General features: G+C 59.6%; 17 protein-coding genes and 1 pseudogene. 8 read left to right on the top strand and 10 right to left on the bottom strand.

The window, feature by feature from the left end; all coding sequences use genetic code 11:
• Positions 1-154 precede the first annotated feature (154 nt).
• Positions 155-1,585, top strand: coding sequence for an exodeoxyribonuclease I (gene sbcB / locus AB4P97_RS16980; protein WP_200612328.1), 1,431 nt, complete (start codon positions 155-157; stop codon positions 1,583-1,585).
• Positions 1,586-1,682: 97 nt separating this feature from the next.
• Here sbcB and mvaT read toward each other — a convergent pair whose 3' ends face one another.
• Positions 1,683-2,060 carry a histone-like nucleoid-structuring protein MvaT gene (gene mvaT, locus AB4P97_RS16975; RefSeq protein WP_007933316.1) on the bottom strand — a complete coding sequence of 126 codons (378 nt, stop codon included), beginning with the start codon at positions 2,058-2,060 and terminating at the stop codon, positions 1,683-1,685.
• 340 nt (positions 2,061-2,400) lie between these two features.
• Between mvaT and purU the strand changes: the two genes are divergently transcribed.
• Together purU and AB4P97_RS16965 are read left to right on the top strand one after the other, a co-directional pair.
• A complete protein-coding gene (gene purU, locus AB4P97_RS16970; protein WP_042560661.1) occupies positions 2,401-3,249 on the top strand; it encodes a formyltetrahydrofolate deformylase in 849 nt (282 codons plus the stop codon).
• A gap of 102 nt (positions 3,250-3,351) precedes the next feature.
• Positions 3,352-3,528, top strand: a complete 177-nt coding sequence (locus AB4P97_RS16965; RefSeq protein ID WP_395598200.1) for a hypothetical protein — start codon at positions 3,352-3,354, stop codon at positions 3,526-3,528.
• Here the strand turns inward: AB4P97_RS16965 and AB4P97_RS16960 are convergent.
• From AB4P97_RS16960 to AB4P97_RS16940, 5 genes and pseudogenes are all read right to left on the bottom strand, one after another.
• Entirely contained in the window at positions 3,512-4,510 is a 999-nt protein-coding gene (locus tag AB4P97_RS16960) for a lysylphosphatidylglycerol synthase transmembrane domain-containing protein (RefSeq protein WP_042560660.1), read from the bottom strand. The genes AB4P97_RS16965 and AB4P97_RS16960 overlap by 17 nt on opposite strands.
• On the bottom strand, positions 4,507-5,283 hold the full coding sequence (locus AB4P97_RS16955) for a DUF2334 domain-containing protein (protein ID WP_395601373.1): 777 nt from the start codon (positions 5,281-5,283) through the stop codon (positions 4,507-4,509). Before AB4P97_RS16955 ends, AB4P97_RS16960 begins: the two co-directional genes overlap by 4 nt.
• Positions 5,276-6,397 (bottom strand): glycosyltransferase family 4 protein, encoded by a 1,122-nt coding sequence (locus AB4P97_RS16950; protein WP_395601372.1) that lies wholly within the window; start codon positions 6,395-6,397, stop codon positions 5,276-5,278. Before AB4P97_RS16950 ends, AB4P97_RS16955 begins: the two co-directional genes overlap by 8 nt.
• Before the next feature lie 242 nt (positions 6,398-6,639).
• Positions 6,640-7,404, bottom strand: a complete 765-nt coding sequence (locus AB4P97_RS16945; protein WP_390896373.1) for a methyl-accepting chemotaxis protein — start codon at positions 7,402-7,404, stop codon at positions 6,640-6,642.
• Positions 7,405-7,545: 141 nt separating this feature from the next.
• Positions 7,546-8,385, bottom strand: a pseudogene (locus tag AB4P97_RS16940) (cache and HAMP domain-containing protein); the annotation flags it as partial.
• Between the two features lie 332 nt (positions 8,386-8,717).
• On the opposite strand from AB4P97_RS16940, the gene AB4P97_RS16935 reads away from it, so the two are divergent.
• Positions 8,718-10,205 carry a helicase HerA-like domain-containing protein gene (locus AB4P97_RS16935; protein WP_042562186.1) on the top strand — a complete coding sequence of 496 codons (1,488 nt, stop codon included), beginning with the start codon at positions 8,718-8,720 and terminating at the stop codon, positions 10,203-10,205.
• 106 nt (positions 10,206-10,311) lie between these two features.
• Here the strand turns inward: AB4P97_RS16935 and AB4P97_RS16930 are convergent, their stop codons facing one another.
• Positions 10,312-10,767 (bottom strand): DUF721 domain-containing protein, encoded by a 456-nt coding sequence (locus AB4P97_RS16930; protein WP_042560657.1) that lies wholly within the window; start codon positions 10,765-10,767, stop codon positions 10,312-10,314.
• Positions 10,768-11,074: 307 nt separating this feature from the next.
• Here AB4P97_RS16930 and secA point away from each other — a divergent pair, with 307 nt between their 5' ends.
• From secA to AB4P97_RS16910, 4 genes are all read left to right on the top strand, one after another.
• On the top strand, positions 11,075-13,810 hold the full coding sequence (gene secA / locus AB4P97_RS16925) for a preprotein translocase subunit SecA (protein WP_042560656.1): 2,736 nt from the start codon (positions 11,075-11,077) through the stop codon (positions 13,808-13,810).
• Positions 13,811-13,932: 122 nt separating this feature from the next.
• Positions 13,933-15,150, top strand: a complete 1,218-nt coding sequence (argJ, locus tag AB4P97_RS16920; protein ID WP_042560655.1) for a bifunctional glutamate N-acetyltransferase/amino-acid acetyltransferase ArgJ — start codon at positions 13,933-13,935, stop codon at positions 15,148-15,150.
• A gap of 180 nt (positions 15,151-15,330) precedes the next feature.
• A complete protein-coding gene (locus AB4P97_RS16915; RefSeq protein ID WP_395601371.1) occupies positions 15,331-15,963 on the top strand; it encodes a glutathione S-transferase family protein in 633 nt (210 codons plus the stop codon).
• Positions 15,960-16,904 (top strand): Nudix family hydrolase, encoded by a 945-nt coding sequence (locus AB4P97_RS16910; RefSeq protein WP_042560653.1) that lies wholly within the window; start codon positions 15,960-15,962, stop codon positions 16,902-16,904. The genes AB4P97_RS16915 and AB4P97_RS16910 overlap by 4 nt, the downstream gene beginning before the upstream one ends.
• Before the next feature lie 131 nt (positions 16,905-17,035).
• Here AB4P97_RS16910 and AB4P97_RS16905 read toward each other — a convergent pair whose 3' ends face one another.
• From AB4P97_RS16905 to AB4P97_RS16895, 3 genes are read right to left on the bottom strand one after another with little or no spacing between them, the layout of a single operon-like run.
• A complete protein-coding gene (locus AB4P97_RS16905) occupies positions 17,036-17,620 on the bottom strand; it encodes a cob(I)yrinic acid a,c-diamide adenosyltransferase (protein ID WP_042560652.1) in 585 nt (194 codons plus the stop codon).
• 11 nt (positions 17,621-17,631) lie between these two features.
• Complete coding sequence (locus tag AB4P97_RS16900) at positions 17,632-19,659, bottom strand: HAMP domain-containing sensor histidine kinase (RefSeq protein ID WP_042560651.1); 2,028 nt, start codon at positions 19,657-19,659, stop codon at positions 17,632-17,634.
• A gap of 45 nt (positions 19,660-19,704) precedes the next feature.
• Entirely contained in the window at positions 19,705-20,622 is a 918-nt protein-coding gene (locus AB4P97_RS16895) for a putative 2-dehydropantoate 2-reductase (RefSeq protein WP_042560650.1), read from the bottom strand.
• Positions 20,623-20,651: the final 29 nt, after the last annotated feature.

Here is a 20,651-nt window from a genome sequence, read left to right as displayed (position 1 = left end):
ATGCAAGTGGGGTCGATGCTAGCAGCCTCTCGGGGGAAAACGACATAACTATGTATTGCACATCGTGTGTCGCCCGGTGGTTGAATGACGCGAGGCTGGCCGCGACCGCGGTTGAGCGCCTAGACTTCGCCGATCTTCAGTTCAGGAACCGCCCGTGACTTCCATCTTCTGGTACGACTACGAAACCACCGGCATCAATCCCCGTTGCGACCGGCCGCTGCAGGTTGCCGGGATTCGCACCGACCATGAGCTCAACGAAATCGACGAGCCGGTCAATCTCTACTGCCAGCCCAGCGAAGACATCCTGCCGCACCCGGCCGCGTGCGCGATCACTGGCATTACCCCGAGCCAGCTCGCCGAAAAGGGTTTGAGCGAAGCCGATTTCATGACCCGGGTACACGCGCAATTGGCCGCCCCCGGCACGTGTGGCGCGGGTTACAACACCTTGCGTTTCGATGACGAGATGACGCGCTACAGTTTGTATCGCAATTTCTTCGACCCGTACGCGCGCGAATGGCAGGGCGGCAACAGTCGCTGGGACTTGATCGACGTGGTGCGTGCCGCGTATGCCTTGCGTCCGGACGGGCTGGTCTGGCCGACCGATGACGAGGGGCGGGTGACCCTTAAGCTCGAGCGTCTGACGGCCGCCAACAACATTGATCACGGGCATGCCCACGAAGCCTTGTCGGACGTGCGTGCGACCATCGCGCTGGCGCGGTTGATCCGTGAAAAGCAGCCAAAGCTGTACGACTGGCTGTTCCAGTTGCGCAGCAAGCAAAAAGTCATGGATCAGATTCGCCTGTTACAGCCGATGGTGCATATCAGCGGACGCTTCTCCGCGGCGCGCAGTTATGTCGGCGTTGTACTGCCGCTGGCCTGGCACCCGAAAAACCGCAACGCCTTGATCGTCTGCGACTTGCACCTCGATCCGCAGGGCTTGCTCGATCTGGATGCGCAAACCCTGCGCCAGCGTTTGTACACCCGCCGTGACGATTTGCTGGAAGGCGAGTTGCCGGTGCCGCTCAAGTTGATTCATATAAACCGATGCCCGGTGGTGGCGCCGCTGACGGTATTGCGTGCGCAGGATCAGCAACGGCTGGGCCTGGACATGGCGCTTTATCAGGAACGAACGCTGCGACTAACTGACGCACAACAAGTTTGGAAAGATAAAGTTGCGGCGATTTATGCCAGTGAAGATTTCACCCCGAGCGAGGATCCGGAACAACAGTTGTACGACGGATTTATCGGTGACCGCGACCGGCGTCTATGTGAGCAAGTCAGAGCGGCCGATCCTGCTCAATTGGCGCAAGAGCAATGGCCTTTCGATGATGAACGTTTGCCTGAATTACTCTTTCGATATCGAGCGCGCAACTTTCCAGAGACGTTGAATTCTGAAGAGCAGGAACGCTGGCAAATATTTTCGCGGCAGCGTTTGTCCGAGCCTGAATGGGGTGCACCCAATACCTTGAAATCTTTTACGGAGGCCGCAGAGCAATGGTTGCTAAGTGCGACACCGATGCAGAAAGAGGTGCTCAATGAATGGCAGAATTATGTCCAGGCATTACGCAAACGTTTGAATCTTTGAAATCGAACATAGCCGGGAGCAAATTCCAGGCATAAAAAAACGCCAGCATTCGCTGGCGTTTCTTTTTTCGCGGATCGCTCTGCGAAGGCGTTGCGGCTTAGCCCAGCAGGGTAGCCCAGCCTTCAACCACGTCACCGCCCCACTTGGCTTTCCACTCTTTCAGAGTTTTGTGGTTGCCACCTTTGGTTTCGATGACTTCGCCGTTGTGCGGGTTTTTGTATTGTTTAACTTTGCGAGCACGCTTGGTGCCGGTAGTTTTTACTGCGCCGCCGCGTGGTGCTTTGGTTTTCGATTCCGGATCCAGCAGCGCGATGATGTCACGCAGGGATTTGGAGTATTCGCCCATCAGGGTGCGCAGTTTGCCTTCGAATTCCAGCTCGGTTTGCAGTTTGTCGTCTTGCGACAGGTTCTTCAAACGGGCTTGCAGCTCTTTGATTGCTTCTTCGGTGGCGCGATATTCGTTGATCAAGGACATGATTACTACCTTAGTAGAGTGCTGAATTGCAGGGGACAGTGGCGCAATAATAGTCAGGCTGTTTCATCAAGTAAACATTTAACCGGGTTTTTTATTTAAATGAGTTACAAGAATTAGCGGCAAATTGAATGTCCAGTTAAATAGTGTGATGCAGTCATCACAGATATTCACAGTGAACGGCACAAGAGGGGCCATTGGTGGGTGGGCAAAGTTGACGGTGGTCCCGTGAAAAAAACGCCATGCTGCGGGGCCGGTCGCGCGTGCGCGTTCATCAATACTGCAGTTTTCCTGCGCAGTCGCTAGAATGGCGGCCTTTGCGAAGTTCTGGAGTTACCCCCTCATGCGCACTTTTCGGCTGGTGATTTCTTGCCCGGACCGCGTTGGCATCGTTGCCAAAGTCAGTAATTTTCTGGCATCCCACAACGGCTGGATCACCGAAGCGAGCCACCACTCCGACAATCAGGTTGGCTGGTTCTTCATGCGTCACGAGATTCGTGCCGATTCGCTGCCGTTCGGTATTGAAGTATTGCGCGAGAAGTTTGCGCCAATCGCCGAAGAGTTCTCGATGGACTGGCGCATCACCGATACCGAGCAGAAAAAACGCGTGGTGTTGATGGCCAGCCGCGAATCCCACTGCCTGGCTGACCTGCTGCACCGCTGGCACAGCGATGAGCTGGATTGCGAAATATCCTGCGTGATTTCCAATCACGACGACCTGCGAAGCATGGTCGAGTGGCATGGCATTCCTTATTACCATGTTCCGGTCAATCCGCAGGACAAGGAACCGGCCTTCGCCGAAGTGTCGCGTCTGGTCAAACAGCACGACGCCGAAGTTGTAGTGCTGGCGCGCTACATGCAAATCCTGCCGCCGGCGCTGTGCCGCGAATATGCGCACCAGGTCATCAATATTCACCACAGCTTCCTGCCGTCGTTCGTCGGCGCCAAGCCTTATCATCAGGCGTCCCTGCGGGGCGTGAAGCTGATCGGCGCGACCTGCCATTACGTGACTGAAGAGCTGGACGCGGGGCCGATCATCGAGCAGGACGTTGTGCGCGTCAGCCACAGCGACAGCATCGAAGACATGGTGCGTTTCGGTCGTGACGTCGAGAAGATGGTTCTGGCGCGCGGTCTGCGTTATCACCTCGAAGATCGAGTGCTGGTGCACGGCAACAAGACTGTGGTGTTCTGATCGAACTCACGCATGCTTGAAAAAGGAAGGGCCTGGGCGTTCAATCGTCCAGGCCCTTTTTTGTATAAATCCCTTTGCCGTTTTTTGATCCGAGGAAAAGCCATGAGCGATCCACTGGACAAAGCCACTTCCAAAGCACCCGCCACTGTGGGCGAGGGTTGTTTGAGTCGCTATGACCCGGATGACATGAGCCCGGAGGATGGCACCGAGTTTCCCGGTGCGGCCGAGTTGTGGGAACAACTCATGGATGAACAGGATGAGGCTAAGAAGCCTGCCTGACTTTCATCAGTTTCCTCAGCAACGGTCGCCCAAGCATCAGCAGAAACACCGGCCCACCCACCACCAGATAGAAATAAAACGTCACCACCCGCCAGATCAGAATCGCCGCCGCTGCTGTCGATTTGCCGACCATGGGTGCCAGCAGCGCCGCCGAGGTCAACTCCGCAGCGCCCGCGCCACCGGGCAACAGACTGAACTGCCCGGCGCCCAGCGAAAGCATCTGCACCAGAAAACTCCAGGCCCACTGCAAATCCGCTCCCAGGCCGCGCAATGCCAGATACAGCACGCTGTAGCGCAGCAGCCAATGCACACAGGTCAGGGCGAAGACTTTGCTCAAGGTTTGCCATGGCAATTTCAGCGTATCGATAAATGCCGCGAGAAAATGCAGCAGCTTGCGTGCCCAGCGGCGCCGGGTGTTGGGTTGCACGTTCATGCGTGCCAGCACCCGGCCGCTCAGGCGGATCAGTCGGCGATGGTAGCGCGCCAGTAGTACGCAACTGCACAACCCGCCGAACAGCGACACGGCGCTGATAATCAGCAGCCACTCCATACGGTCGCTGAGGTGTTGAAACAGGGCGTAAATCAGAATTCCGCTCAGGGCGCAGAGAAAAAACAGCAGATCACTGAGTTGATCCATGGCAAACACCGCACTACCACGGGCCGGCCGTACGCCGCAGCGGGCCAACAGCGCCATGATTGTCAGCGGTCCGCCGCTGCCGCCGGGTGTCGCGCAATAGGCGAACTCTGCCGCCATGACCACGCCCAGACTTTTCAGCGGCGTGACGCGGTCGCGTTGATCGCCCAGCAACAACCGCAGGCGCAAGGTGTTGATGCCCCAGCACAGCAGAATCATGCCGAACATGATCAGCAGCCACTTCAGGGGAAAACTTTGCAGGCGCGCCCAGATTTCACTGCCGCCGAGCAGCAGCGGAATCAGCACCGCAGCGAGGAGTCCGATCAGCAACACAATGCCGCGGTTCATGCGGCGTGCTCCATTTGATCGCGCTGTTGGGCCAGCCAGTTGATTTTGGTCATCGGTACTCGTCCATCCGTCAGCAACCGTTCGAGGGTATTGCGCCAATATTCGCGGGAGAACCCGTGGCGCATGTCCACCGGGTGCAATCCTAGCCGAATCACCGGCGCTTGGCGCCAGCGCTGTTCACGTTGCTCGCTGAGAATTTTTGACAGGCCACGACGCCAGGCGCTGCGGGCACTCCAGACCAGGCCCGGTGCGTCGATCGGGGTGAAATCCGGCAAACGATACAGATGCTGCGGATCACTGGTGTAGCGCAACGGCAACTCGCGCAGCGCCAGGCGTGTGCCTTCGCTCATCAACCAGGCCGGGGCGACGAAACCGTGCAGTGGCCAGTCGTAGCGCTGGAACATCTCTATGCCGGCGCGAAGACGGGCGAGGGCGGCCTCGTGGGACAATCGATAGAACTCGCCCTCATGGGTATAGACGCGGCGCATGAACCAGTCTCTTGGTGTGCGCGGTCGAGGCTCCTGGTCATCATGGAAAAAACCGTGAAGGGCCAATTCATCGCCACGGGCAACGCGCTCGCTCAGAAGTCGACGAAAGTCCGGGTGCGCATCAAGATTGTCGTGGCGATGAAAGTCCGGCACCACCAGCCAGGTCATCGGCACGTTGCCCAGTGCGTCGACCGCCTCGACAAACGGTTGGTAATCCGCCCAGGTCGATGGCGCCACATCGTGCAACACCAGCAGCACAGCGGGTCGGTTCATGAGATCAGCCATTCGCCACCCGAGGCATCGCGTGGCCGAGGACTGCGTGGTAGTGACTCAGCAGGCTATCGACGACCGTGTCCCAGGCGTAATGGTGTTCGACATGTTGGCGCGCCTGAGCACCGAGTTTGCTAACGCCGCGACTGAACAATTCGCGCACGGCATTGGCCATCGCCTGCGGGTTATTCGGTGCGCAGAGCAGGCCGCAGGAATCGGGGACGATTTCTTCAAACGCCCCGGCCGCCACCGCCACGACCGGAATGCCGCAAGCCATGGCCTCAAGGATCACCAGACCGAAAGTTTCCTGATCACCGGCGTGCAGCAGCGCATCGGCACTGGCCATCAGTCGTGCAACGGTTGGTGCGGTGCAGAATTCATTGATGACACTGACGTTATCCGGCACCACAGCAGGCATCGACGAACCGACCAACAACAAGTGATAGCGCGGGCCGAGGCGTTGCATGCATTTGAGCAGCACCGGCAGGTTTTTCTCTTTCGAACCACGCCCGGCGAAGACCAGCAGGCGTGTGTCTTCGTCGATCCCCAGTTCGGCCCGCAGGCCTGAATCACGGGCGGCAGGGTTGAAGGTTTGCAGATCGACACCCAGCGGTTGCACAAAGACGTTGCGCACGCCGAGGCCGATGAGTTTGTCAGCCATGACCTGACTGGGCGCGAGAACCCGGTCAAAGTTGCCGTAGAGCTTGGTGACGTAAGCCTCGATGTTCGGCGTGACCCAATGGCCCATGCGGTTACTGACCAAAAGCGGCAGGTCGGAATGATAAAAGCCGATCACCGGCACATCCAGTTGTCGCCGGGCATCCAGAGCGGCCCACGCAGTGAGGTACGGATCGCCGACTTCGATCAGATCCGGCTGCAAATCCTGAAGGACATTTCGCCACGGGGCCAGGCGTACCGGAAAGCGATAACCCTTGCCGAAGGGCAGGGCGGGGGCGGGAACCGTGTACACACCATCGTGTTCGCCGAATTTTGCGCCGGGAATCAGCAAGCTGTGGCGAATCCCGGATTTGATGCCCAGCCGACGGTGCTTGGCATCCAGATAAGTGCGTACGCCGCCGCTGGCCGGGGCGTAGAACATGGTGATGTCGGCAATGTGCACGGTGATCATCCCTCCGCTGTTGTTCTCCCTTGGTTGACCTTTATGAAGAATAGATGTTCTGTCGGGATTTTTGCGTTGGAACGAAGAGTCCCCTCTCCCGGGGGGAGAGGGGACTGATCGGGGTGTTTGGGGTTGCTGTGTCGACCTGAGCTTCTGAGCCGAACTCAGATTTGAAAAGCTTGAAGATCGGCTCCCTTTCCCCTCGCCCCCTCTGGGGGAGAGGGTTCGGGTGAGGGGGTAAGCTCTTGATCTTAAATGCGGAAACTCCCCACCAATTGCGTCAACCGCGAAGCCTGCTGCTCCAGATCCGAACACGCGCGCAGCGTTGCGTGCAGGTTCTCCACGCCTTCCTGGTTCAGCGTGTTGATCTCGGTGATGTCGACATTGATCGACTCAACCACCGCCGTCTGCTCCTCGGTCGCGGTCGCCACCGACTGGTTCATCCCGTCGATCTCGCCAATCCGCTGAGTCACGCTGTTCAGACGCTCACCGGCAAGGTTGGCAATCTCGACGCTGTCCTGGCTGTGACGCTGGCTCTCACTCATGGTGCTCACCGATTCCCGCGCGCCGACTTGCAGCTCTTCGATCATGGTCTGCACTTGCTGCGCCGATTCCTGCGTGCGGTGTGCCAGGTTACGCACTTCGTCCGCCACCACGGCAAAACCACGACCGGCCTCACCGGCACGCGCCGCCTCAATGGCCGCGTTGAGCGCCAGCAGGTTGGTTTGCTGGGAAATGCTGGTGATCACTTCGAGAATTTGCCCGATGTTCACGGTTTTGCTGTTGAGCGACTCGATGTTGCTGCTCGACGCACTAAGCATGCTCGACAGTTGATTCATCGCCTTGATGCTGCGATCCACCACTTGCTGGCCGTCTTCGGCGAGGCCGCGGGCGTCGCTGGCCTGATTCGAGGCCTGGGCGGCATTGCGGGCGATCTCCTGCGCGGCGGCGCCGAGCTGATTGATCGCGGCGGCGACACTGCTGGTGCGTGAAGCCTGCTGATCGGAGTTGTACATCGACGAATTAGACGCAGCGACCACGCGCAGGGCGACTTCGTTGACTTGGCCGGTGGCCGACGACACTTCGCGGATCGAGCCGTGGATCCGCTCGACGAAGCGGTTGAACGCCGTACCCAGTACACCAAATTCATCGTTATTGACGATGGTCAGGCGCTTGGTCAGGTCACCTTCGCCATCGGCGATGTCTTCCATGGCACGGGTCATGACGTGCAAAGGCTGAATCAGGATGCGGATCAACATGCCGAGCAGAGCAAGGATGATGCCGACGGCGATGATGGTCGCAATGACGGCAGAGGTGCGGAATTCGCTGAGCATCGCGAAGGCCTGGTCCTTGTCCACCGACAGGCCGATGTACCAGTTCACCGACGGCAAGCCTTTGATCGGCGCGAAGGTAACGATGCGGGTTTTGCCATCGACGGTGACTTCACTGAAATCGCCGCTGATGCGCGGGGTGTCCTGTGGATACGCTTCCTTGAGTGATTTCATCACCAGGGCTTTGTCCGGGTGCACCAAAATCTTGCCGTCGGCGCTGACCAGGAACACATAACCCATGCCGTCGAAATCCCGGGCGGCGAGGGTGTCGACCAGTGATTGCAGGCTCAGGTCGCCGCCGACCACGCCGACGCTCTGGCCGGATTTTTTCGAGGCGGTGGCGACGGAGATGATCAACTGACCGGTGGCCGCGTCGATGTACGGTTCAGTCAAGGTCGAGGTGCTGCTGCTCTCGGCACCTTTATACCAAGGGCGAACCCGCGGATCGAAACCGTCGGGCATCTTCACGTCCGGGCGGATGGTGAAGTGGCCAGTGGCATCGCCCAGGTAGGTGGCCATAAACGTCGACGTCAGGGTTTTCTGTTCCAGCAGACTGGCGACGTTGGCGGGTTCGGGGTTGATGGCGATGTTCTGGGCGGCGTTCTCGACCAGCATAATGCGGCCGCTTAGCCAGGTCTGGATGCTGCCGGCAGTGACTTCGCCCATCTCGTTTAGATAGTTATCCAGATCTTCACGAATCGCGTTGCGCTGCAGCCAGTCGTTGTAAAGCGTAAACGAGGCAAAAGCGGCGATGACGATGAGGGCGGCGGCAAGCAAAATTTTATGGCTGAAGCGCAGATTTTTGTTCATGGCTTGGGGTTCCGCTAAGGTCTTAATGTCCTGGGCGTGCTTTTATAAAGACGCGCAATATGGGCAAAGGTGAATAAAAGCTGATATTTCCGTCTCTCCTTAGGGAAATGTCCTACCGACTTTTCAGTCAGGTCTACGCCTTTATCTATCGGCCATCGCGAATTAAAGATTAACCATTGGGTGACAAAATGCCTGACTCATCGCAACTCGTAATCGGCGCCGATCTCGCGGGGCAACCGATCGCACAGGCCCTGCGCCTGGCAAACCGTCACGGTCTCATCGCCGGCGCCACCGGTACCGGTAAAACCGTGACCTTGCAGCGCCTGGCAGAAGCCTTCAGCGACGCCGGCGTCGCTGTATTTGCTGCCGACATCAAGGGCGACCTGTGCGGCCTCGGTGCTGCCGGCAACCCTCAGGGCAAGGTCGCCGAACGCATCGCCGGCATGCCTTGGCTCAATCACCAGCCGCAGGCTTATCCGGTGACGTTGTGGGATATTCACGGCGAGTCCGGTCATCCATTGCGCACCACGTTGAGCGAAATGGGCCCGCTGTTGATCGGCAGTCTCTTGGAACTCACCGACAGTCAGCAGTCGGCGTTGTATGCCGCATTCAAGGTCGCGGATCGCGAAGGGCTGTTGCTGCTGGATCTGAAGGATCTGAAAGCGCTGCTCAACCACCTCAAGGACAACCCGCAGTTGTTGGGCGAAGACGCGGCGCTGATGACCACCGGTTCCAGTCAGGCGCTGTTGCGCCGCCTGGCAACCCTGGAACAGCAGGGCGCCGAAGCCTTGTTCGGCGAGCCGGCGCTGCAGCTCGAAGACATCCTGCAACCGGCCGCCGATGGCCGTGGGCGCATTCATCTGCTGGATGCAAGTCGTCTGGTGCACGAGGCGCCGAAGGTGTATGCGACGTTCCTGTTGTGGCTGTTGGCCGAATTGTTCGAGCAGTTGCCGGAGCGCGGCGATGCCGACAAACCGCTGCTGGCGCTGTTTTTCGATGAGGCGCATTTGCTGTTCGGCGACACTCCCAAGGCGTTGCAGGAGCGGCTGGAGCAAGTGGTACGGTTGATCCGTTCCAAAGGCGTGGGTGTGTATTTCGTTACTCAATCGCCAGCCGACTTGCCGGACGACGTGCTGGCGCAGTTGGGCCTGCGCGTTCAGCACGGCTTGCGCGCGTTCACCGCCAAAGAGCAGAAATCCCTGCGCGCGGTGGCGGACGGCTTCCGGCCCAATCCGGCATTCGACAGTCTGTCGGTGCTGACTGAGCTGGGGATCGGCGAGGCGCTGGTCGGCACACTGACGGAAAAAGGCACGCCGGAAATGGTTCAGCGCGTGCTGGTGGCGCCACCGCAGTCGCGGATCGGGCCGCTGACGGAAACCGAGCGCACGGTGCTGATTACCGGGTCACCGTTCAAAGGGCGCTATGACAAACCGATCGATCGCGAGTCGGCGTATGAAATCCTCATGGGGCGTAAAGGCCTGACGCCGGAAGCAGAGGCGCCGGTGGGCAAACCTGCGGCCGAGGAACCCAGCCTGGCTGATCGTGCCGGGGAATTTCTCGGCACGGCGGCGGGCCAGGCCTTGAAGTCAGCCATGCGCCAGGCAGCCAACAACCTGGGCAAACAACTGGTGCGCGGCCTGATGGGCTCGCTGCTCGGCGGCAGCAAGCGCCGCTAAAAAGCAAAGATCGTCCGATCGCGGCCCGAGCCTGCGGCAGCTCCTAGAGAGGAATGCATTTCCAACTGTAGGAGCTGCCGCAGGCTGCGATCTTTTGATCTTGCTTTCAGGTTTTGTCTTTTGCGTGTGCCGCCAACCGCTCCAGTGCCGCGCGCAACCCCGGGTCACTGATCCCGTCTGCCGTGGCCTGAATGGTTGCCGCCGCGTTCGTCGACAGATCCATCGTGTGCCCGGTCGCCCCGCGCTGAACCGTCGGCGGCTGCACCTTGAACAGAATCCGCGTCAGGCTGGCGAACTCATCGAACATCTGCAATTGCCGTTGCAGGCGTTTTTGCTGATAACGCAGGCGCGTGGCCCAGTGGCCATCTGTCACGATCAACAGCAGATTGCCTTCACGCCACGACGCTACATGGCAATGTTCGCGGGCAGCGGGTTGCAGTTGGCTTTCGAGCAGGCGTTGCAGATGACCCAGTCGATGGGCATGGCCGAGGATGGCTTTGAGCGGCTTGGCTTCGCGTAGCAAAACGGCGGGTGCTTTGGCCGTAAGAGGGCGAAATGCCATGATCGAACACCTGAAGTAACAGAAGCGCCATGGTAGCAGAAAGCACCGAAATCACTCGCCCATTGCTTTTGACCCTGCTTTACCCATTAAATCAACGACTAACTTCTTTCCCGTGTGGGTTGAAGTTGAGCAAAACGCCCCTATTTTAAGTGAGCCCCGTCAAAGCGCAGTGCCAGCATCGTGGAACATCGCCACTTTCCTCACCACCGTTTCCGGGTAGAATGCTCGTTCGCATGCGGCCATGAGGGCTGCTCGGGCGACTCACGGGGCCGCCCTCCATCCCTTTAGTGTGGAAGATCCTGCCGATATGTTTGCGCCTTTGTTAAAGAAACTTTTTGGAAGCAAGAACGAGCGTGAAGTAAAACGCATGCTCAAGACGGTACAGAACGTCAATGCCTTCGAAGAGCAAATGGTAGCCCTTTCGGACGATCAATTGCGCGCCAAGACTGAAGAGTTCAAGGCCCGCATCGCCAAAGGGGAAACCCTCGACAAGCTGTTGCCAGAAGCCTTTGCGGTTGCCCGTGAAGCCGGCAAGCGCGTCATGGGTATGCGCCACTTCGACGTGCAACTCGTCGGTGGCATGACCTTGCACGAAGGCAAGATTGCCGAAATGCGTACCGGTGAGGGTAAAACCCTCGTGGCGACCCTGGGTGTTTACCTCAACGCACTGTCCGGCAAGGGCGTGCACGTTGTGACGGTGAACGACTACCTGGCGCGTCGTGACGCCAACTGGATGCGCCCGCTGTATGAATTCCTCGGCCTGACTGTCGGCGTCGTGACGCCGTTCCAGCCGCCGGAAGAGAAGCGCCAGGCTTACGCTGCGGACATCACCTACGGCACCAACAACGAATTCGGTTTCGACTACCTGCGCGACAACATGGCGTTCAGCATGGAAGAAAAATTCCAGCGCGAACTCAATTTTGCCGTGATCGACGAAGTCGACTCCATCCTCATCGACGAAGCACGTACCCCGCTGATCATTTCCGGTCAGGCCGAGGACAGCTCCAAGCTGTACACCGAGATCAACAAACTGATCCCGCAGCTGGAACTGCACGTTGAAGAAGTCGAAGGGGAAGTCACCAAGGCTGGTCACTACACCGTTGACGAGAAGACCCGTCAGGTCGAACTCAACGAAGCCGGTCACCAGTTCATCGAAGACATGCTCACCCGCGTCGGCCTGCTGGCTGAAGGCGAGAGCCTGTACTCGGCACATAACCTGGGCCTGTTGACCCACGTTTATGCCGGTCTGCGTGCGCACAAGCTGTTCAATCGCAACATTGAATACATCGTGCAGGACGGTCAGGTCGTACTGGTCGACGAACACACCGGTCGTACCATGCCGGGCCGTCGTTTGTCCGAAGGTCTGCACCAGGCCATCGAAGCCAAAGAAGGCTTGAACATTCAGGCCGAGAGCCAGACCCTGGCATCGACCACGTTCCAGAACTACTTCCGTCTTTACACCAAGCTGTCCGGCATGACCGGTACCGCTGACACCGAAGCGTTCGAATTCCACCAGATCTATGGTCTGGAAGTGATGGTCATTCCGCCGAACAAGCCGTTGGCGCGCAAGGACTTCAACGACCTGGTGTTCCTGACTGCCGAAGAGAAGTACGCGGCAATCGTTACCGACATCAAGGAAAGCATGGCTGCCGGTCGTCCGGTGCTGGTGGGTACTGCGACCATCGAAACTTCGGAGCACATGTCCGCATTGCTCGTGAAGGAAGGCATCGAACACAAGGTTCTGAACGCCAAGTTCCACGAAAAAGAAGCCGAGATCATCGCGCAGGCCGGTCGTCCGGGCGCACTGACCATCGCGACCAACATGGCCGGTCGTGGTACCGACATCCTGTTGGGCGGCAACTGGGAAGTTGAAGTGGCATCGCTGGAAGATCCGACGCCTGAGCAGATCGCCCAGATCAAGGCCGACTGGCAGAAGCGTCACCAACAAGTGCTGGAATCCGGCGGCTTGCAGGTGATCGCGTCCGAGCGTCACGAATCCCGTCGTATCGACAACCAGCTGCGTGGCCGTGCCGGTCGTCAGGGTGATGCCGGTTCCAGCCGCTTCTACCTGTCGCTGGAAGACAGCCTGATGCGCATCTTCGCCTCTGACCGGGTGAAGAACTTCATGAAAGCCCTGGGCATGCAGCCGGGCGAAGCGATCGAGCACCGCATGGTGACCAACGCGATCGAGAAGGCGCAGCGCAAGGTTGAAGGCCGTAACTTCGACATTCGCAAGCAACTGCTCGAGTTCGATGACGTCAACAACGAACAGCGTAAAGTGATCTATCACATGCGTAACACGTTGCTGGCCGCTGACAACATTGGCGAGACCATCGCTGACTTCCGTCAGGACGTACTCAACGCCACCGTCAGCGCGCACATTCCGCCGCAATCGCTGCCAGAGCAGTGGGACGTCGCCGGTCTGGAAGCTTCGCTGCAGAGCGATTTCGGTGTGGCGCTGCCGATCCAGCAGTGGCTCGACGAAGACGATCACCTGTACGAAGAAACCCTGCGCGAGAAGCTCATGACCGAGCTGATGGCCGCGTACAACGAGAAAGAAGATCAGGCCGGTGCCGAGGCACTGCGCTCCTTCGAGAAGCAAATCGTTCTGCGCGTGCTGGATGATCTGTGGAAAGACCACCTGTCGACCATGGATCACCTGCGTCACGGCATTCACCTGCGTGGCTACGCCCAGAAAAACCCGAAGCAGGAATACAAGCGCGAGTCGTTCACGCTGTTCTCCGAACTGCTCGATTCGATCAAGCGCGACTCGATCCGTGTGCTGTCGCACGTTCAGGTCCGCCGCGAAGATCCGGAAGCCGAAGAGCAACGTCTGCGTCAGGAAGCCGAAGCACTGGCCGCCCGCATGCAGTTCGAACACGCCGAAGCGCCAGGTCTGGAGCAACCGGAATTGCTCGGTGAAGAGGTCGATGTGGCCCTCGCCACCGCCCCGGTTCGCAACGAGCAGAAGCTGGGCCGCAACGAACTGTGCTACTGCGGTTCGGGCAAGAAATTCAAGCATTGCCACGGGCAGATCCAGTAAAACCCGTTTCAACCGCTGAAATACCCCGCGCCGCGACCGGCTCCTGCCGTCGCGGCGTTTTGCCATTCAAACCACTGCCTGCAAATGGGCGGTGCAGACATCATTGAGTAAGGAGCGCATTCATGGCTGTTGGTCTTGGTCCTTTGCCAACGTTGCACCCGGTTGCCGGTTTTGAACTCGGTATTGCCTCGGCCGGCATCAAGCGCCCCGGGCGCAAAGATGTCGTGGTGATGCGCTGCGCCGAAGGTTCGACGGTGGCGGGCGTGTTCACGTTGAACGCCTTTTGTGCAGCGCCGGTGATCCTGGCGAAGAAGCGCGTTCAAAACGATGTGCGCTACTTGCTGACCAACACCGGTAACGCCAACGCCGGTACCGGTGAGCCGGGCCTGGCCGCCGCCGAGCGCACCTGCGCGAAGCTCGCTGAGCTGACCGGCGTCGATGCAAACCAGATTCTGCCGTACTCCACCGGTGTTATCGGCGAGCCACTGCCGGTCGAGAAGATCGAAGGTGCACTGCAAGCCGCACTGGACGATCTGTCGGAAAACAACTGGGAAGCGGCTGCCACCGGGATCATGACCACCGATACGTTGCCCAAGGGCGCCAGCCGCCAGTTCCAGCATGACGGCGTGACCATCACCGTCACTGGCATCAGCAAAGGCGCGGGCATGATCCGCCCGAACATGGCAACCATGCTGGGCTACATCGCTACCGACGCCAAAGTCTCCCGTGACGTCTTGCAAAACCTGATGCTCGACGGCGCCAACAAGTCGTTCAACCGCATCACTATCGACGGCGACACCTCGACCAACGACTGCTGCATGCTGATTGCCACCGGCAAGGCTGCACTGCCGCAAATCACCCGTGCCGAAGGCGAGCTGTTCGCCAAGTTGAAGCAGGCAGTCTTTGAAGTGTGCATGGACGTGGCCCAGGCCATCGTGCGTGATGGCGAAGGCGCGACCAAGTTCGTGACCGTTGAAGTGAACGGCGGCGGCAATCACCAGGAATGCCTGGACGTTGGCTACACTGTTGCGCACTCGCCGCTGATCAAGACCGCGCTGTTCGCCTCCGACCCGAACTGGGGCCGTATTCTGGCGGCTGTCGGTCGTGCCGGCGTGCCGGATCTGGACGTGAGCAAGATCGACGTGTTCCTCGGCGAAGTGTGCATCGCCAGCCGTGGCGCCCGCGCCGCGACCTACACTGAAGCGCAGGGTTCGGCGGTGATGCAGCAGGAAGAGATCACCATCCGCATCGAACTGGGTCGCGGCGATTGCAGCGAAACCATCTGGACCACCGACCTGTCGCACGAATATGTGAAGATCAACGCCGAATACCGCACCTGATCCAGAAGGTGGGAGCGGGCTGCCGGCCTCTTCGCGGGCAAGCCCGCTCCCACAGTGATTGAGTTCGTACACAAATTTTGTGTACACCCGCAGAACCTGTGGGAGCGGGCTTGCCCGCGATGACGGACGACCAGACGCCAGACATTCTGGATTGTTTCCCTGACAAGAAGGCACTCAACCATGTCCCTGCACCTGATCATCGGCGACAAACTGCTTTCCTCGTGGTCGTTACGCGCCGCGCTGGCGCTTGAGCTGACCGGCGCCCCATACACCGAAGAGTTGATCAAACTCGGCAAGCCTGACACCCGCGCGCTTTTGCTCAAGCATTCGCCGACCGCCAAGGTACCGCTGCTGAAAACCGCCCGCGGCACTGTTGCCGATTCGCTGGCGATTGCCGAATACCTGGCCGAGCAGTTTTCTTCCGAGCAACTCTGGCCAACCGATATCGCCGCCCGGGCCCAAGCCCGATCAGCCTGTGCGCAGATGCACAGCGGCTTTTTCGCCATGCGCAACCACATGCCGTTCAACCTGAGCCACGACGCGCCGCTGAATCCGGTGCCGCCCGAGGTTAAGGTCGATATCGAGCGCATGCTCGCGCTGGGGGCAGAATGCCGTGCCGTCGCCACCGAGTCCGGGCCGTACCTGTTTGGCCGGGTGAGCCTGGCCGATGCGTTTTTTGCGCCGATCGCCGTGCGCCTGCGTACCTATCAGGTGAAACTGCCGGACGCCGACGAAGCCTATGTTGAAACCGTCTACCAATGGCCCGCCTTCCAGGCGTGGCAAAAGGCTGGACTGGAGGAATTGAATCCGTGAAACGCGTACACGTCGCCGCCGCAGTCATTCGTGACAGCAGTGGCAAAATCCTTATCGCCCGCCGTGCCGACACCCAGCATCAGGGTGGTTTGTGGGAGTTTCCCGGCGGCAAGGTCGAGGCCGACGAATCGGTCGAAACCGCGCTGGCCCGAGAGCTGCAAGAAGAATTGGGCATCACCGTGGGTGCCGCTCGGCCGTTGATCAAGGTGCGTCACGATTACCCGGACAAGCAGGTGTTGCTGGATGTCTGGGAAGTGTCGAGTTTCAGCGGCGAGCCGCACGGCGCCGAAGGCCAGCCATTGGCATGGGTGACGGCGAAGGAGCTGGTGAACTACGAGTTCCCTGCCGCCAACCAGCCGATCGTCGCAGCGGCACGCTTGCCTGCCGAATACCTGATCACACCGGAAGATCTGGAACCCCCGGCTTTGCTGCGCGGGATTCAGAAAGCGATTGCCGGCGGGATCAAATTGATCCAGCTGCGCGCCCCCAATGGCTATGACCCGAAGTACCGCGATCTGGCGGTGGACGCCGCGGGGCTGTGTGCAGGCAAGGCGCAGTTGATGATCAAGGGGCCCTTCGAATGGCTCGGTGATTTTCCGTCTGCCGGGTGGCACATCACGTCCGCGCAGTTGCGTAAATACGCGGCAGCGGGGCGTCCATTACCGGCGCAGCGCTGGCTCGCGGCGTCTTGCCATAACGCCGAAGAACTGGCGCTGGCCGAGCAGATGGGTGTGGATTTTGTGACCTTGTCGCCGGTGCAGCCGACCTTGACGCATCCTGATGCGCAGCCCTTGGGCTGGGAGCAGGCTTCGACGTTGATCGAGGGCTTCAGCAAACCCGTGTTTTTGTTGGGGGGAGTTGGCCCGGCGGAGCGCGAAAAGGCCTGGAGTGTTGGCGCGCAGGGTGTAGCAGGGATTCGGGCGTTCTGGCCTGAGGCTTGATTATGTAGAGCGGCCACCGGCCTCATCGCTGGCAAGCCAGCTCCCACAGAGATTTGTGTCGTTCACTGATGATGTGCACACCAATGGAACCCGTGGGAGATGGCTTGCAAGCGATGGCGTACCGACAGGCCCTAATCCTTTGTCGGTTTCGCTGCCGGCTGCCACAAAATCTCCGCAATGCCCTGTCGCCGCGCAATCACCCGTGCCGCGACAAACAACAAATCCGACAATCGATTGATATAAGCCAACCCAACCCCGGCCAAGGGTTCTTCGGCATTCAAGTGCTGACAGCGCCGCTCGGCACTCCTTGCCAGACTCCGGCACACATGTGCCTGAGCGATCAGCATCGAACCGCCCGGCAAGATGAAATTCTCCAGCGGCCCCAACTCTTCATTCCATACATCAATCGCCGCTTCCAGCCGTTCGATTTCCGCCTCGTTCAGTGCCTGATACTGCGGCATCGCCAACTCGCCCCCGAGGTCGAATAGCCGATGCTGACAAGGTGCCAACACCTCGACCAGCTCGTTCAAGCCTGGATACGTCTCACGCTCGGCAATCAAACCGGCCAGTAACACGCCGACCTGACTGTTCAGCGTATCGACCTCGCCAATGGCCTCGATGCGTGGGTGATCCTTGGGCACGCGGCGGCCATCGCCCAGGCCGGTTTCGCCTTTGTCGCCGGTGCGGGTGTAGATTTTCGACAGGCGAAAGCCCATGGGTTACCTCGTTAATTGATTGGTTGAGCCGCGATAGGCAGCGGTTGGGCCAGCGGCAGACGCAAAGTGAAACACGTTCCTTGCCCCGGCGCCGACTGCACTTCCATCTGCCCTTTGTGGTTATTGGTGATGATGAAGTACGACACCGACAAGCCGAGCCCTGTGCCCTGGCCGATTTCCTTGGTGGTGAAAAACGGCTCGAAGGTGCGTTTGCGCACGTTCTCGCTCATGCCGATGCCGTTGTCCTCGACCTGAATCTCGGCCCACGGCGGATTGAGCCGCGTGCGCAGGATGATCCGTCCTGGCTCGCTGTCCTCTTCGCGCTGATGAATGGCTTGCGCGGCGTTTTTCAACAGGTTGAGCAGCACTTGCTCCAGCTCGTTGGCGGTGCCCGGCACCGGGCCTAGCGCCGGATCGAACTGGCGGATGATCGCCTGACCCTTGAAGTCAAAACCGATCGCCAGGTCGAAGTCGTTACCGGCGATTTCCACCGCTTGATCAATCAGCGCTGGCAAATCGCACGGTGCCATCTGACGAGTGCTGCGGCGACTGAAGCTGAGCATGTGGGTGACGATTTTCGCTGCCCGCGCCCCCGCCTGTTGAATACCATCGAGCAGTTTCGGGACTTCCCGGCCTTGCAGATAGCGGTTGACCGTGTCCAGCTCAATGCCCAGTTGCTCGGCGGTTTCGAGGTTCTTTGGCAGGTCTGTCGACAGGCGCCGACGGATGTTTTGCACGTTGTGCAGGATCGCACCGAGCGGGTTGTTGATTTCATGGGCCATGCCCGCCGCGAGGCCGCCGACCGAGAGCATTTTTTCTGACTGCACCATCATTTCTTCCAGCGACAGGCGCTGGGTGATGTCGTCGATACGGATCACCACGCCACGCCCGGTACCGCCCATCAGCGGGTAGAAGGTCAGCGCGTAATGTTTGGGTTCATCGTCCTTGAACCAGGTCACCCGTTCGATCTTCGCCACGGTGTGCTGCTCGACCGTCTGCTTGAGCTGCGGCAAAAACGGTTTCAGCGGTTCGAACGCGAGGAAGATCGGCTGGTTCAGCGCTTCGTCCAGACGCGTGCCGGAGAGGGCGCTGGCTTCCTGGTTCCATTGGGTGACGTAGAGCTGCTCGTCGAGCGCAATCAGCGCCGACGGCATCGAGTCGATGATGCTGTTGAGGTAATTCTGGAAACCGGTGAGTTTCTTTTCGATCTTGCTGCGCACCTGAACTTCCAGCTCAAGCTTGCGGTTGGTGTGGCGGGTTTCCTCGGCCAGCCCCTGCGCCTGATCGTAAGCGGCTTGCGAGTCATCGCGGGCGCGTTTGAGCTGCTGTTCGCGGGCTTCGATACGCGACAGCATGGTGTTGAACGCCTCGGCGAGACTGCCGATTTCGTCATGGTTGCCGCGTGAGGCGCGCAATGCGTAATTCTCTTCGCGGGTGACCTGACGCGACAGTTCTTCTAGCTGATGGATAGGGCGGGTGATCAGCCGTTTGATCTGCCGGGCAATCACTAGCCACAACAGCACGCTGAAAATCAGGATGCCGAGGCTGGCCGTGAGCGTGCCGGTGTAGAACGCCATCGGCAGTTCGCTGCTGGCTACCAGCAGCAGATGACCCGGCTCGGTGCCGGGGCGGGGCAGGGTAATCACCTGGTTGGTGCGAAATTCGGTGAGTTGCCAGGCTTCGATGTGCCGGTAACGTTCCGGCAGGTGGAGTTTGTCGCCGTGTTGCAATTGCGCCAGCCGTTCGCCTTTGCCGTCATACAGGGCGGCGGCGCGCAGTGGTGAATAACTGTCGAGTTCCTTGAGCAGGCGTTCGGCGCTTTGCGGTGATTGCAGGGCTTCACTCACCAGGCTCGGGTTGGCGATCAGACGGCCGATGGTCTGCAAGGCCTGCGGGGCCATGCTCTCTTGGGAAATGTAATAGGCGGCGCTGATAAAAGTCAGGTTGGCGACCAGCAACACAGTGGTCAACAGCACCAGCAGGGCGGCCAGGAGTTTCTGGCCGACCGGCAGGTTTTCGAGGCGCTGGCGCAATGGCATCGGGTTTTTCGCAGCAAAGGAACAAGTCGCCAGCGTAGCCGCTGCTCAGTCGCTGGGCAATCCGAGGCTGCGCAGATGAGCGATCAGGCGTTGCTGCAGTTGATTGAGGTGCGGCAGATTCAGCTGGTGGCGTGCGGCGACTTTGCAGGCGTGGCCCAATAGATAGCTGATCTCCGTGCGGCGCTGATTGGCGACATCTTGATACATCGATGAGTAATTGGCCGCGGTGGCCTGGATCACCCGTTCGACTTCCTGTTGCAGGTTTTCCGCCGCCGCAGGTTGGCCACAGCGCTGCAGCAGTTCGGCGAGCTCGGCGCAGAGCGTGGCGACTTCGCAATGATGCGCCTGTAAGCCACCGTTGCGGCAGTTGTGCAGCACCGTCAGCGGATTGATCGCACAGTTGAGCGCCAGTTTGCGCCACAGCCGTGTGAGGATGTCGGTGCTCCATTCGTGGGGGATTTTCGCCGCCTCAAGATCATCCAGCCAGATCGGCGCCACCGGATGAGCGGCATCACCGAGCCAGGTAAAACCGTGGCCGGCGAACACCACACGCCAGTCGCCATCGCGGAACGCGCCTTCGGTACTTGAAGCGCTGATGCAGCGTGCATGCGGTACTCGCGCGGCGACGGCGTCCTGACTGCCGAGGCCGTTTTGCAGCAGAATAATTTCCGCATCGGGCGTCAAGCGTGGGGCGAGGCGGGCCACTGCGTTTTCGGCGTCGTAGGCCTTGCAGGCCACCAGCAGGCGACGGATCGGTTCGGGATTGTCCGGAGTTTCGCCGGGAACTGCATAAGTGTTGGCTTGTCCGTTTTCTACAAGGGTCAACCCGTCGGCTGCGTTATAGCTGCGCAAACGCGTCAGGTCGCGCACGATCAGCCTCACTGGCAGGCCGGCCCGGGCCAGCCGCGTAGCCCAGAGTGTGCCGAGACTGCCGGCGCCGAGAATGTGCCAAGGGGTAGACATCAGTTTTTTGCTCGATTGGGGACAGGCAT

It is taken from the genome of Pseudomonas sp. A1230, assembly GCF_044218825.1.
Taxonomy (GTDB): domain Bacteria; phylum Pseudomonadota; class Gammaproteobacteria; order Pseudomonadales; family Pseudomonadaceae; genus Aquipseudomonas; species Aquipseudomonas iridis.
This window is presented reverse-complemented; position numbering and strand designations above follow the sequence as displayed.

What these genes read in the sequence shown, in the direction of transcription:
- mvaT (WP_007933316.1), bottom strand. Translation starts at nt 2,060, where the DNA reads ATGTCCTTGATCAACGAATATCGCGCCACCGAAGAAGCAATCAAAGAG.
- purU (WP_042560661.1), top strand. Translation starts at nt 2,401, where the DNA reads ATGCGCACTTTTCGGCTGGTGATTTCTTGCCCGGACCGCGTTGGCATC.
- AB4P97_RS16965 (WP_395598200.1), top strand. Translation starts at nt 3,352, where the DNA reads ATGAGCGATCCACTGGACAAAGCCACTTCCAAAGCACCCGCCACTGTG.
- AB4P97_RS16960 (WP_042560660.1), bottom strand. Translation starts at nt 4,510, where the DNA reads ATGAACCGCGGCATTGTGTTGCTGATCGGACTCCTCGCTGCGGTGCTG.
- AB4P97_RS16955 (WP_395601373.1), bottom strand. Translation starts at nt 5,283, where the DNA reads ATGGCTGATCTCATGAACCGACCCGCTGTGCTGCTGGTGTTGCACGAT.
- AB4P97_RS16950 (WP_395601372.1), bottom strand. Translation starts at nt 6,397, where the DNA reads ATGATCACCGTGCACATTGCCGACATCACCATGTTCTACGCCCCGGCC.
- AB4P97_RS16945 (WP_390896373.1), bottom strand. Translation starts at nt 7,404, where the DNA reads ATGTACAACTCCGATCAGCAGGCTTCACGCACCAGCAGTGTCGCCGCC.
- AB4P97_RS16935 (WP_042562186.1), top strand. Translation starts at nt 8,718, where the DNA reads ATGCCTGACTCATCGCAACTCGTAATCGGCGCCGATCTCGCGGGGCAA.
- AB4P97_RS16930 (WP_042560657.1), bottom strand. Translation starts at nt 10,767, where the DNA reads ATGGCATTTCGCCCTCTTACGGCCAAAGCACCCGCCGTTTTGCTACGC.
- secA (WP_042560656.1), top strand. Translation starts at nt 11,075, where the DNA reads ATGTTTGCGCCTTTGTTAAAGAAACTTTTTGGAAGCAAGAACGAGCGT.
- argJ (WP_042560655.1), top strand. Translation starts at nt 13,933, where the DNA reads ATGGCTGTTGGTCTTGGTCCTTTGCCAACGTTGCACCCGGTTGCCGGT.
- AB4P97_RS16915 (WP_395601371.1), top strand. Translation starts at nt 15,331, where the DNA reads ATGTCCCTGCACCTGATCATCGGCGACAAACTGCTTTCCTCGTGGTCG.
- AB4P97_RS16905 (WP_042560652.1), bottom strand. Translation starts at nt 17,620, where the DNA reads ATGGGCTTTCGCCTGTCGAAAATCTACACCCGCACCGGCGACAAAGGC.
- AB4P97_RS16900 (WP_042560651.1), bottom strand. Translation starts at nt 19,659, where the DNA reads ATGCCATTGCGCCAGCGCCTCGAAAACCTGCCGGTCGGCCAGAAACTC.
- AB4P97_RS16895 (WP_042560650.1), bottom strand. Translation starts at nt 20,622, where the DNA reads ATGTCTACCCCTTGGCACATTCTCGGCGCCGGCAGTCTCGGCACACTC.